The organism is Microbulbifer maximicatervae (SeqCode) (assembly GCF_056231245.1).
Genome location: NZ_CP174334.1, coordinates 1,777,458 through 1,791,199 on the forward strand (window position 1 = coordinate 1,777,458; position 13,742 = coordinate 1,791,199).

Annotated in this window: 15 protein-coding genes; 6 read left to right on the top strand and 9 right to left on the bottom strand. The window is 48.1% G+C overall.

Annotated elements, in window-relative coordinates:
• Positions 1–68 precede the first annotated feature (68 nt).
• From ACJJIS_RS07685 to ACJJIS_RS07705, 5 genes are all read right to left on the bottom strand, one after another.
• The gene (locus ACJJIS_RS07685) at positions 69–758 is read right to left on the bottom strand and encodes a UPF0149 family protein (protein ID WP_475709906.1); all 690 of its coding nucleotides are present in this window, start codon (positions 756–758) and stop codon (positions 69–71) included.
• On the bottom strand, positions 755–1,999 hold the full coding sequence (locus ACJJIS_RS07690; RefSeq protein WP_475709907.1) for a restriction endonuclease subunit S: 1,245 nt from the start codon (positions 1,997–1,999) through the stop codon (positions 755–757). The genes ACJJIS_RS07685 and ACJJIS_RS07690 overlap by 4 nt, the downstream gene beginning before the upstream one ends.
• Positions 1,944–3,482 (bottom strand): type I restriction-modification system subunit M, encoded by a 1,539-nt coding sequence (locus ACJJIS_RS07695; protein WP_475709908.1) that lies wholly within the window; start codon positions 3,480–3,482, stop codon positions 1,944–1,946. The genes ACJJIS_RS07690 and ACJJIS_RS07695 overlap by 56 nt, the downstream gene beginning before the upstream one ends.
• Positions 3,469–3,627 carry a hypothetical protein gene (locus ACJJIS_RS07700; protein WP_475709909.1) on the bottom strand — a complete coding sequence of 53 codons (159 nt, stop codon included), beginning with the start codon at positions 3,625–3,627 and terminating at the stop codon, positions 3,469–3,471. Before ACJJIS_RS07700 ends, ACJJIS_RS07695 begins: the two co-directional genes overlap by 14 nt.
• A gap of 342 nt (positions 3,628–3,969) precedes the next feature.
• Positions 3,970–4,230, bottom strand: a complete 261-nt coding sequence (locus tag ACJJIS_RS07705; protein WP_444907948.1) for a hypothetical protein — start codon at positions 4,228–4,230, stop codon at positions 3,970–3,972.
• Between the two features lie 302 nt (positions 4,231–4,532).
• Here ACJJIS_RS07705 and ACJJIS_RS07710 point away from each other — a divergent pair, with 302 nt between their 5' ends.
• Positions 4,533–5,084 (top strand): hypothetical protein, encoded by a 552-nt coding sequence (locus tag ACJJIS_RS07710; protein WP_475709910.1) that lies wholly within the window; start codon positions 4,533–4,535, stop codon positions 5,082–5,084.
• A 46-nt stretch (positions 5,085–5,130) separates the two neighbouring features.
• On the opposite strand, the gene ACJJIS_RS07715 is transcribed toward ACJJIS_RS07710, so the two are convergent.
• The 3 genes from ACJJIS_RS07715 to ACJJIS_RS07725 form a co-directional block, all read right to left on the bottom strand.
• Positions 5,131–5,877, bottom strand: a complete 747-nt coding sequence (locus ACJJIS_RS07715; protein WP_475709911.1) for a siderophore-interacting protein — start codon at positions 5,875–5,877, stop codon at positions 5,131–5,133.
• A gap of 5 nt (positions 5,878–5,882) precedes the next feature.
• Positions 5,883–6,332, bottom strand: coding sequence for a MarR family winged helix-turn-helix transcriptional regulator (locus tag ACJJIS_RS07720; protein WP_444958016.1), 450 nt, complete (start codon positions 6,330–6,332; stop codon positions 5,883–5,885).
• Positions 6,333–6,500: 168 nt separating this feature from the next.
• Positions 6,501–8,225: a hypothetical protein gene (locus ACJJIS_RS07725; RefSeq protein ID WP_475709912.1), complete on the bottom strand. Its 1,725-nt coding sequence runs from the start codon at positions 8,223–8,225 to the stop codon at positions 6,501–6,503.
• A 438-nt stretch (positions 8,226–8,663) separates the two neighbouring features.
• On the opposite strand from ACJJIS_RS07725, the gene ACJJIS_RS07730 reads away from it, so the two are divergent.
• The 5 genes from ACJJIS_RS07730 to ACJJIS_RS07750 all read left to right on the top strand — a co-directional run bounded on the left by ACJJIS_RS07730 (position 8,664) and on the right by ACJJIS_RS07750 (position 13,154).
• Complete coding sequence (locus tag ACJJIS_RS07730; RefSeq protein ID WP_475709913.1) at positions 8,664–9,056, top strand: hypothetical protein; 393 nt, start codon at positions 8,664–8,666, stop codon at positions 9,054–9,056.
• Between the two features lie 184 nt (positions 9,057–9,240).
• Entirely contained in the window at positions 9,241–9,675 is a 435-nt protein-coding gene (locus ACJJIS_RS07735; RefSeq protein WP_475709914.1) for a type 1 glutamine amidotransferase family protein, read from the top strand.
• Between the two features lie 260 nt (positions 9,676–9,935).
• Positions 9,936–10,280, top strand: a complete 345-nt coding sequence (locus tag ACJJIS_RS07740; protein WP_444959646.1) for a type 1 glutamine amidotransferase family protein — start codon at positions 9,936–9,938, stop codon at positions 10,278–10,280.
• Between the two features lie 850 nt (positions 10,281–11,130).
• Positions 11,131–12,354: an enterotoxin (HBL) gene (locus ACJJIS_RS07745; protein WP_475709915.1), complete on the top strand. Its 1,224-nt coding sequence runs from the start codon at positions 11,131–11,133 to the stop codon at positions 12,352–12,354.
• A gap of 365 nt (positions 12,355–12,719) precedes the next feature.
• On the top strand, positions 12,720–13,154 hold the full coding sequence (locus tag ACJJIS_RS07750; RefSeq protein WP_475709916.1) for a hypothetical protein: 435 nt from the start codon (positions 12,720–12,722) through the stop codon (positions 13,152–13,154).
• An 82-nt stretch (positions 13,155–13,236) separates the two neighbouring features.
• Here the strand turns inward: ACJJIS_RS07750 and greB are convergent, their stop codons facing one another.
• Positions 13,237–13,737 (bottom strand): transcription elongation factor GreB, encoded by a 501-nt coding sequence (gene greB, locus ACJJIS_RS07755; protein ID WP_475709917.1) that lies wholly within the window; start codon positions 13,735–13,737, stop codon positions 13,237–13,239.
• Positions 13,738–13,742: the final 5 nt, after the last annotated feature.

The following is a 13,742-nucleotide window of genomic DNA, read 5'->3' on the forward strand; positions in this document are numbered from 1 at the left end:
TTTTCCCCAAATTGTACCTAATGACCGGTAAATGCAAGTAGCTTTGTTCGGTTTCTATCTTTAACAGCCTAATGCAAACAGCAGCGTTTAAATTTTTTACCGCTGCCACAGGGGCAGGGGTCGTTGCGGCCGGTTTTGGGGTCGGCTCGATGGGGGGCTGTTGCTGGCTCCGGGGCGCGTTGTTGCAGCCAGTGGCCGTGCAGGGCCCGGGCGGCGGGTTCTATTTGGGTAACGGTCTGCTGATACTCGGCCTTCGTCAAGCCCCCTAGGTAATCGAAATGTTCCTCGCGGGCGTGCAGGGCGATGGCTTGCAGTTGGGCGTCAAGTTCTGCGGGCAGGCTGGGCCACTGGCCCAGGTCCACACCCTGCATATAGCCGAAACACCATTCCCCAGGGAAGATAAAAGAGGGCTCGCCCTCTTTATTGGCCTCATTGAATAGGGCTTGGAACTCTTCCGGGGCTTCCGTTAGCACCATGGCATTACTGTTCATCAACTGGAATAGCAGCGCCATAAAGCGCTGCATCTCTTCCTCGGACTCCCACTCCGGTTCATTGCCGGGGCCGCCCCAGAGGGCGGAGAACCAGCGGCTGGGGGGAATCATCTCCGGGCCGGACACCAGGGCGGTGAGAAAGCCATCCAGTTCGCAGATATCCAGCACCGAATCGTCGTTGCCGTATTTGAGCAGCACGTCCTCAATATATTCCAGATCGGCTTCACTGATGGGCGTATCGAGATTAAGGGTTTCACTAAATTTCATTGGGCCTCCTCTACCTGGACCCGGCGCTTGCCGGTGAGCAGTTGCTGCATCAGGGCTTTTTTCTCCTGCTTTAGGCAATCGAGTTTTTGTTGCAGGGTTTCGATTTCTCGATCGGCGCTGGATAAGGTTGCGGCGATTTTTTCTTGTTCTTGAATACCCGGATGGGGAATTTTTAAAAATGAAAAGTCACTGTAACTTATTTGTTTACCATCTCGGATGCCGATTACGGCAACTGCCAAGTGTCCAATAAAATCATATGATTTATAATAATGCTTATAGAAGTTGTCACAAATTAATTTTATTGGTTCAAGTACCGTGTATGCAGGGCTTACAAGACCTCTATATTCAGAATATTCTAATCCACCCTGAAATGAGCGCAGGCTAATAATAAAATTACCTGGCACTACAAGCTTATATCCTTTGGTGCTTCCGTCGGGCATTACTACTCGACGCTCAAGGGTAGACCTAGGGAGTACACCCTGATCTTGTGTTACGGCGAGAAGCTCTTCATCCTCTGAGTTGTTCTTTTTTGAAATTGTTTTGAAAATCTCACTAGCTTTAAGCCACTTCCACTCCCCACTAAACCGAACCCCATTCTTATCCCGCAGGCGCTTTTTGCCGGTCAGCAGTTGCTGCATCAGGGCCTTTTTTTGCTGGCGGCTGTTGGCGAGCAGTTTTTCGCTGGTGTCGATGGCCTTATCCCAGGTGGATAGGATTTGGGCGATCTTTTTTTGTTCGGGGAGTGGTGGAACTGGCACCTGGATTGACTTAACTAATGCTGCGCTAAGGTTATCTTGCCCTCCACCATTCGACATTTCTCTTATATGTTGATAGCGGCTGGCCAAAAATTGGTAATAAAAGTCGATATGAAAATTTTTATGCAAAAGGATGGCTGCACAGGCTTGGTTTGTGGTGGCCTCAATTCCTAATTTAGCGACTTGGCCCCTGGTTTTCCCCTGGCCATACATAGCCATTAGAATAGTATCTGAAGGAAATAATTTAGCTGAGGAGTTATTTAATCCTTCGTGAGTAATTTTTTCCGCAGTATCATAGATTGTTTTAAATTGTACTTCAGCCGTTGTAGCCCATGGAATCTGACCATTCCAATAACTATCAGTTTTTCTATTTGGCGTTCCGCCGGAAGATATTTTAGATATATCTCCTAAAGCCTTTATTTCCCACCCCTTAGGCACCATAACCCAACTCCTGCAAATACAACTCCATTTCCCCTTCCAGCTCACTTAACTGAGCTTTCAGCTGTTGCCGCTCGGCACGCACGGCCAGCAGGTCGATCTCTTCCTCTTCTTCGAAGGTATCCACATAGCGGGGGATATTTAGGTTGTAGTCGTTATCCTGAATTTCCTTGTGGCTGGCCACATAGGCGTATTTGTCCAGATCGGCGCCCTGGCGATAGGTGGCCACTACTTTGTCGATATTGTCCTGGGTCAGCAGGTTCTGATTTTTGCCCGCTTTAAATTCCCGCGAGGCATCGATAAACATCACGCTATCGTCCTGCTTGTCGCGGGCGAAGATCAGGATGGCGGCGGGGATGCCGGTGCCGTAGAAGAGTTTTTCCGGCAGGCCGATCACCGCGTCCAGCAGGTTTTCCTCGATCAGCTGCTTGCGGATCTTGCCCTCGGCGGCCCCCCGGAACAGCACGCCGTGGGGCACCACCACGCCCATGCGCCCGCTCTTCGGGTTGAGGGTTTCGATCATATGCAGGATAAAGGCGTAGTCCCCTTTGGTTTTCGGCGGCACGCCGCGATGAAAGCGGCCGAAGGGGTCGTTGCCGGCTTCGTCGTGACCCCATTTGTCCAGGGAGAAGGGCGGGTTGGCGGTGACGATATCGAACAGGTCCAGGTTGCCGTTTTTGTCCAGCAGCTTGGGATTGCGAATGGTATCGCCCCATTCGATTTTGTGGTTGTCCTCGCCGTGCAGGAACATATTCATCTTGGCCAGAGACCAGGTAGAGCCGATGGCTTCCTGGCCGTAGAGTTCGTACTGCTTGCTGTCGTGGTGTTCGCGCACCTTGCGCCCGCACTTCATCAGCAGGGAGGCGGAGCCGCACGTAGGATCGCAGATACGGTCGCCGGGGCGGGGGTCGAGCAGTTCGGCGATCAGCTCGGATACCTCCGGCGGGGTGTAGAACTCGCCGGCCTTCTGGCCGCCGCTGGCGGCGAAGTTCTTGATCAGGTATTCGTAGCCGTTGCCGATCACATCCAGGTTACCCACGCGGCTGGGGCGCAGGTTCAGCTCGGTTTTGGCGAAGTCTTCCAGCAGGTGGCGCAGGATGGTGTTCTTCTGCTTCTCCTCGCCCAGCTTGTCGGTATTGAAGAAGATATCCTGGAACACGCTCTTGCCGGCGTCTTTGAGCTTGGTGCCGTTGGCCTCTTCGATGGCCTGCAGGGCCTGATCAATACGTTCACCATTGTTGGGCTCAAAGCGGTGCTCGTACAGGGTGTAGAAGCTGGCACTGGGCGGTAGTACAAAGCGCTCGCTCTTCATCATCTCTTCGATCAGCTCCGGCTCGTTGCCGTAGGTTTCCACATACTCCTCGTAATGGTCCTGCCACACATCTGAGATGTACTTGAGGAACAGCATGGTGAGGATAAAGTCTTTGTAGGTATCGGCGCTGATGGTGCCGCGAAAGGTGTCGCAGGCATTCCACAGGGCCTTGTTGATACTGTCCTGACTGATTTGTTCGGCGGCGCTATTGCTGCTCATGGGGTGCTTCTTGTCCTTTGTGTACTGCTGGGGCGCTGGGGCCCAGTCGAATTCGGTTTGTGCTGGCATTGCTACAGGTGTTGTCGCGGGCGTTGTTACCCGGTTTTCCGCTGCTATCTGTTTGGGTGGCTCGCTGGTCGGGCATGGTCGGGAATTGGTTGCCCGATGGTGCGAGAGCTTCCCAGATAAGACCGGGCCAAACCCGGGTTGCGCTAAATGTTGGGGATGGTGATTCAGCTGCCGGGTGGCGTCAAGGGTTGTAGGGCAGTCTGTCTCTTTAGGGGAGTTGAGTTGGTTGTTTATTGTTCAGGGATGAGTGAGGTCAATAAGTGAGATGCAGCCTGATTTGAAGGGGCTGACCTGTCTGGTTGCCCCTTTTTAGAGTGAGGGATTTGTAACTGCTACTGGTGCGCTATTCAATCTCAGCAGCTATCAATAGATAGCTGCTGTCGAAGAGTTCAAACCTGTCAGAACTGAACTGTTCGCTTTAATTGGTTTCGGTAGATTCAACAATGATTGAGATAGGCATCCAGCCCAGATAATTGTGGGCATTTTCATAGTGGTCCATGCCAACTTCCCAGGTGCGCGTAATAACACCATTAGAGCTGTTGGTGGATTTCCATATAACTCGGACGTAACCGCGAGAGGTCGCATCGGACTGTTCGGGCAAGCGTTCTTGGCAATTAATCCATTGGGGCAATTCTAAGTTGGGTACACCTTTGGCAGAGGGTGACAGATCTTGGCTCAATGGGAGTCTCCAGTTCGAATTTTTAAGAAATATATCAGTTTTTCTGCCTTTTTCTAGGTTGTTTTTTTAGGTGTCCCTATTTTTTATTTTTAAAATTTATTCGGGTATCGCTTTTAGATTTATTCGCCGGTTTATGGTAGTTGTTTTTTACTGTCAGTTTGAAAAAGTACATTGTGTGTAACCATTTTTTGTTCGGTCTTTGGGGTTAGGCTTGATCAAACTAAAGTCGATGCCTTTGATATTTAAGTTGTATTGAATTTTCAGCTCGATGATAGGCTTGTTTTTATTAAAGGAGAGTGTTTATGCAGAAAAACTTGGGTGCAGCAGTTTTGGGTTTTGTATTCTTCTTTGCTGCAATAAATTACGCTAACTCTGAAGATAAAAAAGTGGGAGAGGTAAGCGTTCTCACTAGTCCTTTCGACTACTGTGCAGTGGTGGTAAATGATGACAACCCAGTTCAGCGCTTTGCCGGACAAGCTATGCCAGAGGAAATCGTTGATGGTATCAGAAGAGCGGCCAATCTCGGTGCAGAAGCACCTGAAGATTGGGTCGCGAGGGGGACTTATTGGCGATGTATGGATGGAAGTGTCTATGCCTGCTTTGTTGGGGCTAATCTCCCCTGTGATGAGAAAGCTGACACTAGTCGGGAGCCGAGTAGTGCCATGATTTCATATTGCAAAGATAATCAAAGTTCCGGGACCGTTCCTGCGGTAGTGGCTGGCCGTGCCTCTATGTATGAATGGCGCTGTAGGTCGGGTGCCCCGGAAATTATCAGGCAGATTTCTAAACTCGATGCTCGGGGTTTTTTGTCTAATTATTGGTATCGGTTAAATAAGCCTGCTTCTGTTGAATAGGGAAAGCCTACAATCAGAGGGCTTTCTCTTCCCGCCTATCTATAAGTTATCCCTGTCCTTCCATCTTTTCATTGTCCATGCGCTTGGCGAGTTTGTGGCCTTCGTCCGACTGCCCAATTTTCCAGTAACTGGAGATATAAATATGGGTTTTGGGGATTACTCTTTCCTGCTTAAAGAATTGCCGTAGGGTGCGCATGCTGTCGAACTCACAGGCGGCCCATACGGAGGCCTGTCCATCGAGCCAGGTTAGTGCCTGTAATTTTTCCAGGAGTTTCTCGCCGGATGGAGCCGGATTGATAATCCATTGGATTTGCAGGTTCTCTGGGTGTTCCAGCTCCTGAATATCAGCTTCACTGGAGACCTCAATTAATGCGTACCCCTTTGCATTCTTGGGTAGCTCCGCAAGGTTTACGCTGATGGCTGGCAGTGCAGTCATGTCCCCTAATAGTAAAAACCAGTCTGCCTCGGGATTGGTCATTTTTTTGGGGCCGGGGCCTCGGGTTAAAATCGTATCGCCAGGCTGTGTTTTAAGTGCCCAGCTTAGAGCGGGCCCTTCGTGTTCATGCAGGGCGAAGTCGATATCAATTTCAGTTTCACGCTGGTGTCTGATGGTATAGCTTCGCAATAGCGGGCGCTCGCTTCCAGCTTGTGGAAACAGAAATTTGATATAGGCGCTTTCCTGGTTGGGGGCGAGAGTTTTTAGATCATCGCCACCGAGGGTGATGCGCAGCATATTTTCAGTAACTTGTGTCCTGCGAATAACGACCAATTCTCTGGTAACTTTCTCGGCCATAGGGTTTAGCTCCTTTCGTCAGGGGTGGAGTGCTCTTTCATATTGGCGACCATAACGCTGGCAATGCGGGCGAAGTTTTCTAGCTCTTCAGTACTCAAGTTGCGAGTCATTTGTCTGGCCACTTCAGCTTCTTGTCCGCTCACTTTTTCCAGCGTGCTTATTCCGTCAGTAGTTAGTGTCAAAAACTGGCTGCGCCGGTCATTGGGGTTGTCGGTCTTTTCGATTAACCCTGAGTGCACCAGGTCGTTTAGCACACGTGTTACTTGGGCTTTGTCCAAATTCATCCGCTGGGCAATTGACCGGGCAGTACTCAGTGGAAATTTGAAGACACCTTTGAGTACCCGTATATGGCTCACCGGCAAGCCAATTTGCTGCTCCTGTATGCCAGCTCGCAAGCGCCGTTTGTAGGCGTGAATAAGCTGGTGGAGGGATTCATTGATTGCGGTGTCTTTCATGGCGCCATGCTAAATGGTTGATAGTGTCAACTTTATTCATATTGGTTGACACTGTCAACTAAGCTCAGATGAAAGGAGGTTGGGTTGATAGTCTGTGGAGGGTAATTTGGTTGGGAGTGCAGGGAGGCTGGGAAGGGGGTATCCCCTTCCCGTGAGCTTAATTAGGTGCTACCAAGTTAAGCTGATATCGGTTCCATCAAACTTTACATCTGAATCGTACACATACTTCAAGGTGCCTTTCCAGAAGGAGCCGTGCCATTCCCAGTCGGCATCGTAACTGACCTCATTGAGTACTTTCTGTCTAAAAGCATCAAAGCTGCCGTAGCGCTCTTCACTTCCCATGATGACGACCCAGGTCTGCTCGTTCCAATCGCAGGTCACAGTGTTGGAGTCACCATTGCCACAGGGGTAGCGGACGGCTACGTATCCATCATCTTCCTTACCAAACTTCCAGTTACCGCTGCGGGACTCCTCCTCGAACTCTTCGGGCCACTGTAGTGCGACATCGGAGCCACCGGAGTGAAACAGTTCTATCTCCGGGTAGGGGTTGTATTGGATCACTGCGACATTGTTTACCTGCTTTATTTTCGGCAGGTGGTCGTTTTGCATGGTGCTATTGCCGTCACCGACTTTTGCCCAGATAGATTGGGAACCGGTGGTGGCTATCCAGGGGGTTTGCTGGTAGCCCTGGCGGCCTCCCCAATAATTCTGGATGGAGTGCATCATAACTCCGCCATCTTTGTACATGGAGAAGTTGGCCGAGGAGAGGACAGAGCTGCGGCTGAATACAGCCCCCGCCTTGGCGGCCGCAGGGGCGGCTGCTTCGGATAGTCCCAGGAACTGGTCAAATGCTTTGAGCCCCTCATATCCTTCGAGTTGGTATTTGCTGGCGAACCAGGCGGTATCCGCTGCGACATCGGGGTGGAAGTAGGCTCCCTGGCTCCAATAGAAGGGTACGCGCTCTTCCCGGGTAAAGTCTGCATAGATCTCGTTTCTGGCATCTCCCAGCGAATGACCGACTGAATAATTTATGTTGAGATGTTTACCGAAATATTCGAAAACCTCATCGGTGATTTCCAACCCGGATGTGGCGAGCATTACGCCGGCGGGACTGGGGGTGCGTACTGACTCTTTGCCCAGACCTGTCAGGAGGTAGATAATCCGGTTGATATTCCCTCCGGACCCATTGCGGCGGTAGCCGTCATTACTGCGCCCGGCTGCGGCGAAGTTGATCCCCTGGTCGTTGGTCACCAATAAAATATCTTGCAGCAAGCGATGAGCAGCGCCGATTGCAAGTTCACGGATTTCCTCATCCTCTGCAAAGTCTACGAGGTTTAGCAGTGCCGAGAGGGTATAGGGGTAGTAAACAGGGGAGTAGAACTCATAGAAACCATATTGGTTCTTCACTTCCAGATAGCGCTTTAGGCGCTTATAAGTTCTGTCGTCCTCAAATGCCCCATATTTCTCCTGGAGGAGATATTGGGCAGAGGTGTACATGATCATATGGTTTTCTGAAGCAAAGACATGGTCACCCGTCCCGCCTTCTTTAAACCAGAAGTGATAGCCGTCGAGTGCGGCAAAGAGTTCGTTTTTGATTTCGGGGCGGAAGAATAAGATGCGGATTAGGCGGGTGAGAGTGAAGTCAGAATTTTTCTTGCCGCCGTTGCGGAGTACATCCAGGTTCTTATTTAGCGCATCCCAGTTGAGATCATCACCGGTGTATGCCTGAAGTACGACGGCAGTATCGTTGGTAGAGGTGACACCTTCCTCAATATATTGCAGCTGCCTGTCAATATAGGCGCTCTCATCAAAGGACTGGGCTTGAGATGTCGCTGACTGGATCGCCAATCCTAATAAGATCGGGTACAGCACTCCTGCTGATGGCACTTTCATAAGTACTAGTTCCTATTTGGTTTTAATTGATTTATAAAATAAATACAATCGTACCACCTATCTATTACATAAATTTGGCGCTTGAGAAGCTAGTTATTTTCTTTCGGGATTAGTTGCAAAAACGATCAGCGGATATTGCTGGTTCTCAAATTGAAAGTATTTTTCAAATAGTCATTCTTGAGAAGTAGGGGGCTAGTGCTTTATCTAATTTTTCTGGCATTTCTGCTGTGTCTAATTGGTACGCAGGCGTACTCAAGATAAATCTGGTTTATGCTTTGTATTACTGGGTAGGTAAAGTAGAAAAGTTACTCTGTCATCTCGGGTGGGGCTGTGATTCGCGCGTTAGGCTATCTTCCGTTGAGTGACGATGGTTCTTCTATATTGTGGTTTGATTCGCGAGTAAATATTGCAGTGGCCCTACAACTCTAGGAGAGGGAGATGAAAAACCTACTGATATTCTTCGCAGCCGGAAGTCTCGGTGCTTTGGCAAACAGTATTGCGGTGTGGCTATTTGGCCAGTTGGGGATTAATGCCGCTTTTGGCGTATCAATTTCCCCTCCTCTATCTCCTGAGTGGATTTATCCTCGTATTGTTTGGGGTGGCTTGTGGGGGCTGTTGTTTATTCTTCCGTTCTGGTCATCGAAGTTGCTTTCAAAAGGGGCTCTTCTTAGTTTGTTTCCCTCTGCATTTCAATTGTTTGTGGTTTTCCCAGTAATGGCCGGGATGGGTGTTGCCGGATTTGAGTTAGGAGTTTTAACACCAGTTCTGGTGTTGTTTTTCAATTGGGTCTGGGGTGTTGTTGCTGCCCTAGCTATTAAGGCTGCTCGGTAATAGGGTGTTAACTTTGCGGTAGTAGGCTTGGCGCTATAGAAATGTTGACGTTGTTACTTCAGGGGTAGTTTGACCTCGCTATATCGCTTTTCTCCTGCAAACTATCGATCTTATGTCAAGGTTGTACATTACTCATGTAATCTATCTATTTCGTATCAAAGTTATTCGAATGGGGAAGTTGAACGTGGGAAAAACGGCAAAAATCTGTAGCCTTATCTGCTCTATGATAATTCTTGTGATGGGCTTTATTACACCTTCACAAGCAGCTGAGACTAAGCGGATACTAATCGTTGCTTCTAATCTTCAGGATATGGGTGATCCGGAGAAGCATGATGCGAGAAATAATTTGTGGGAGTACGCTACGCCTTACCATGTTTTTGTTTCCCATGGGTATGACGTGGACTTTGTTTCGCCAAAAGGTGGGGTGGTCCCGTTTATGATGGATCCACTGGGGATTAGTAGTTACACCATCAAACATGAAGGTTTTTTAGAGCGGGCTAATAGTTCACTAAAGCCTGAGAAAGTAGTTATAGAGAATTTTGCAGCTGTTTATATCGGTGGAGGCTATGGAACCTTATTTGATGTGGCATCTAATCGTGAGCTGCTAAGGAGCCTCTGAATAACTCCATAATGCCTCTGCGGGTCTTGAAGGCTGCAGATGTTAGGCGCAGCTCGCCGCGAATGGCCGTAGCCCTTGGCAAGAGCTGCAACGCAGCAGCTGTGGCCTTCAAGGCCCGCCCTTCGGGGCTTGCAGAGCGATTCACACTCCGCGTTGCGACTTCTTGAAAGGTCTAGACATTCCTGCGAAGCCGCGCCTTGATTGTGAACCGCTCTGCATGCCAGAGGTATCACGGAGTTATTCAGAGGCTCCCTAATATTATGGGTGGGATTTACCAGAAAGGGGGAGTTGTGGGCAGCTGTGGCCATGGGGCAGGTGCGTTTGCAGATGTGAAACTGAAAGATGGCCATTATATGGTAAAGGGCAAGAAGGTTGCCGGTTTCCCGAACTCTACAGAAAAAGAGAAGTCATGGGCTAAGCAGGGTACTTTATTACCGTTCTTGGTAGAGGAACGCCTTCGTGAGAATGGAGCCATTATTATTAATAAGGATAATGTTGCTGATAAGCATGATGTAATATCTGATCAGCGTATTGTTTCTACAATGTTTTTACCTTCTTCTGCACTGGTTGCAAAAGAAATGTTGGGTTTAATCGAGAGCAACTAAATTGCTCCAGTACTTTATTGTGTATTTGCTCTATCGTTAGGCAGTCACTCTGCGGGTCAAGCTCTAACGAGTTTGGCCTCGATGCGACCAATCTCTACCTGTTAGTTTCATATGCTATAGCGCGGACATGCCAACTCGGGATCACTCGATCGCCCTGTAGCTTAATCTTGTCTCTGCATATTTATCTGCCATTCTTTCTAAAGGGAACTGAAATCGGCGGCAGTGAATATGCGTCCATTTATTGTATTAATAATATCGGTAACTTTGGGGAAGCTGGCCTATGTGTTTAGCCCCTCTCTGGGGAACAATGTAATAGTGGCCTTATTGGCCCTATTAGGTGTGGTTCCCTATTTGTTAATGCCGATTAGATCCGAGTTTTTCAGGGCGCAAATTCTTCAATGGGCTAAACAGAATAATATTGGCGTTTTGAGACTCGAGAGCAGGGGGTTTTCCAAAGGACGATTGTTTTGGCGTGTATCTGATGCGCAAAGCGTCTTCTGTGTTACCTCAAGAGAAGTCACTTACTGGGTGGCCTGCGGCTCGTGGCTGCTGGGTTCTTATAGTCGGAAGCTACTGGTCTACAAACAGGTTGGAAGTGTTCTGGACTTGGTTGCAGCATTTGACGGAGATAATTGCCTGGTTGAGTGACTCTGTTTGGCGGTTATTTGCCTTAAGAGTTCGCCTTAATAGCAGCAATGTGAATATAAATATATTTTTGTTTGCGATTCATTATAAGAAGTAACCCATTGATTATAAAAAAGCCTGATATATTTGGCCGCGGTTCAACAAAGGTGTTTTCCATGGCGTTTCGCTGGTTTCATCTTTAATTTTCATTAAGAGAGAAATAAATATGTCACAGGTAAGTGATGACTTAGATTTGGTGGCGAAGAAAACGTCCAGCCCAGTGGTGGTGAAACTTTCATTAGCCAAAGCGTTTAAGAAAAGTGCCGAACCTATTCGTGATACTCAGATTACTTACAAACAGAATGTTGTTGCAATTAACACTCTGGTTACCAGTGTGTTGTCCTCGAGTTTGCCCACTTTAAATCAAAATCCACCGGATTGGAGTGATTTTGTAACAGCCTACACACAGTCCAATGCAGATGCTTTGGACTGGGTAAACAATGTACTAGCCAGGCTTCTGGATGTGCCTGGTGAAGTACAGAGCTATAACAGTGTTATCAGCCAGCTTTTACAGGATGCCCTTTCTCAAGCGAATATCCTCAAAAATGACCCGAGTAATAGTTCTGCACTGCAAATACTCAAGAATGATTTGAACTCAATTACCTCGCAACTGGGAATTGTTTCAACCTTTATCAGTGGTGCGATTAAGGCAATTCAAGGGTTTCAAGATAAACTGCCAGATATGGCGACACAATTGCAGTCAATTGCCGACAATTCTGTAAAGGATTCCCAGGCTGACGAGAAGAAAATTGCTGATCTAAAGCAGGATATCAAGAATTTACAGGCAGATATCAAATCCCTGACTGCCAGCATCGTTGCTCTGGGTATTGCCGATGCCACTGCTATCTCTCTGGGGACGGTTGCTTCTATCGTGGCTTTTCCTGAGGGCTTGTTGACCTGGTTTGTGATGGGGCCGGTGGCTGCTGTGGCATCAACCTTTATTGCTCTGGATGCTGCAAAAATTGTTGCCGATCAAAAGAGTATTCAGGATAAACAGGCAGAGATGGACCTGATCACTGCTGATGTATCTACTCTACAAATGTTGTCTCAGAGCTTTGGGCAGCTAGCAGAAGAAACCCAGCAAGTTGAAGATAATTTACAGGCCGTGTTACAAGAGTGGCAAACGCTTGAAAGTGATGTTTCCGGTGCGATAAGTGACATTCAAACTGCGATCTCTGATGAAGAGGGGGCGAACTATACAGCTGTTATCAATGACCTTAACGGTGCCGTGGCCGAGTGGAATGATGCTTATTCCCAAGCGGGCAGCCTGTTTATTGAGCTCAACGTGAACAATGCAGAATTGAACATTGGAATGAGTTCCGAACAGGTTAAATCGGCTTTTTCTACTGGAAGCACTGTTGGTGTGATTCAGTATTATAATAATCTATAAAAAGAGTTTTTTAGTTTTACTGAAGGCTTATCCAAAAGGGTAAGCCTTTATTGGCTTTTTATAAGGGCGTATAGGTTCGCTTCTAAGGTTGTTACAGAATGACTATCGATTTTTACTTGGGGCTCATACCATTTAATTAGCTTTTGGTGGCGATGGATACTCTTGCGCGGTCTGATGGCTTCGATATGATAAGCAGAATAAGTAACAGGTTGTACTTGTGAAGTTTGAAATCGCATTTTCTATGGGCACATTTCAATTCGTGTATTTGTAAGCGATTCTAGATTATTTTCATCTAGTGTTTTGGTAAACGGTGACTTGAGATACTATGGCCACACTTCGGCGGACCCTGAAAGTGTACAAGCCCTATGAATGATATTTATAAAGCCCCTAAAAGTGAATTAAATACCAGTAAGTACCATTCTTTGATTGAGAGATTACTGAAAGAGCAGAGTATGCCCCTCTCGATATTCGCGGTGTTGTTAGGTACTTTTAGTACGCTGGTTTTACTCTCATTTGCCCGCAGTATTATCCCTTTGTATGTTTATGTGATCCCAGGATTTATTGCCGGTATCCTCGTTAAGTTTATGGGGCGGCCTGTTACAGCATCCTACCGCGTGATTCCTGGGTTATTGAGTGGGGTGATCGTCTCTATCTGGGTGAGCTTAGGGGGGATTTCCATTTATATATTTTTACTTCCACTACTAAACATCTTGTGTTGTCTGGCTGTGTCAAGGCGCCGATTAAACTATGAGGAGGAGAAAGCGTTGTATAAGTATCGGCATGGATTGGTAAAATTATGATAATGACTATCTCAGCTTGGTTGTTTAGAGGTCGTATTTAGTTCTATAAGTACGACCTCTTCATAGGCTCTGGAGGCCGAAACTACTCCTCGTAACGAATGTCAGTAATATAAAAAGTCTTCCACTTTTCTCCCTGACGAATATCTACTTCATCATCGAGCTTGCGCCCTAATAAAGCACGGGCAACGGGGGAGTCCATGGATATCAAGCCTGCTTTTACATCGAATTCATCGGGTCCCACAATGCGGTAGCAAACACTCTCGCCCTCATCATCTTCAAGTGTTACCCAGGCGCCAAAAAAAACCTTTTCCTTATCGTCCGGTATTCGATCTACAACAGTAATCTCTTCCAGGCGCTTGGTGAGAAAGCGCACGCGGCTGTCGATTTCCCGCAGTCTTTTTTTACCGTAGATATAGTCTGCGTTTTCCGAGCGATCTCCCAGCTTGGCGGCGTCGCTAACTGCCTGGGTTACCCGGGGGCGCTCCTCCTCCCAGAGGTGCTTAACTTCGGCGCGCATACGCTGCGCGCCCTCTGCGGTGATGTAGCGGGAGCCGCGTGGACGCGGCGGTCTCCATCTTCCCATAGTAT

What these genes read in the sequence shown, in the direction of transcription:
- ACJJIS_RS07685 (WP_475709906.1), bottom strand. Translation starts at nt 758, where the DNA reads ATGAAATTTAGTGAAACCCTTAATCTCGATACGCCCATCAGTGAAGCC.
- ACJJIS_RS07695 (WP_475709908.1), bottom strand. Translation starts at nt 3,482, where the DNA reads ATGAGCAGCAATAGCGCCGCCGAACAAATCAGTCAGGACAGTATCAAC.
- ACJJIS_RS07700 (WP_475709909.1), bottom strand. Translation starts at nt 3,627, where the DNA reads ATGCCCGACCAGCGAGCCACCCAAACAGATAGCAGCGGAAAACCGGGT.
- ACJJIS_RS07710 (WP_475709910.1), top strand. Translation starts at nt 4,533, where the DNA reads ATGCAGAAAAACTTGGGTGCAGCAGTTTTGGGTTTTGTATTCTTCTTT.
- ACJJIS_RS07715 (WP_475709911.1), bottom strand. Translation starts at nt 5,877, where the DNA reads ATGGCCGAGAAAGTTACCAGAGAATTGGTCGTTATTCGCAGGACACAA.
- ACJJIS_RS07720 (WP_444958016.1), bottom strand. Translation starts at nt 6,332, where the DNA reads ATGAAAGACACCGCAATCAATGAATCCCTCCACCAGCTTATTCACGCC.
- ACJJIS_RS07725 (WP_475709912.1), bottom strand. Translation starts at nt 8,225, where the DNA reads ATGAAAGTGCCATCAGCAGGAGTGCTGTACCCGATCTTATTAGGATTG.
- ACJJIS_RS07730 (WP_475709913.1), top strand. Translation starts at nt 8,664, where the DNA reads ATGAAAAACCTACTGATATTCTTCGCAGCCGGAAGTCTCGGTGCTTTG.
- ACJJIS_RS07740 (WP_444959646.1), top strand. Translation starts at nt 9,936, where the DNA reads ATGGGTGGGATTTACCAGAAAGGGGGAGTTGTGGGCAGCTGTGGCCAT.
- ACJJIS_RS07745 (WP_475709915.1), top strand. Translation starts at nt 11,131, where the DNA reads ATGTCACAGGTAAGTGATGACTTAGATTTGGTGGCGAAGAAAACGTCC.
- ACJJIS_RS07750 (WP_475709916.1), top strand. Translation starts at nt 12,720, where the DNA reads ATGAATGATATTTATAAAGCCCCTAAAAGTGAATTAAATACCAGTAAG.
- greB (WP_475709917.1), bottom strand. Translation starts at nt 13,737, where the DNA reads ATGGGAAGATGGAGACCGCCGCGTCCACGCGGCTCCCGCTACATCACC.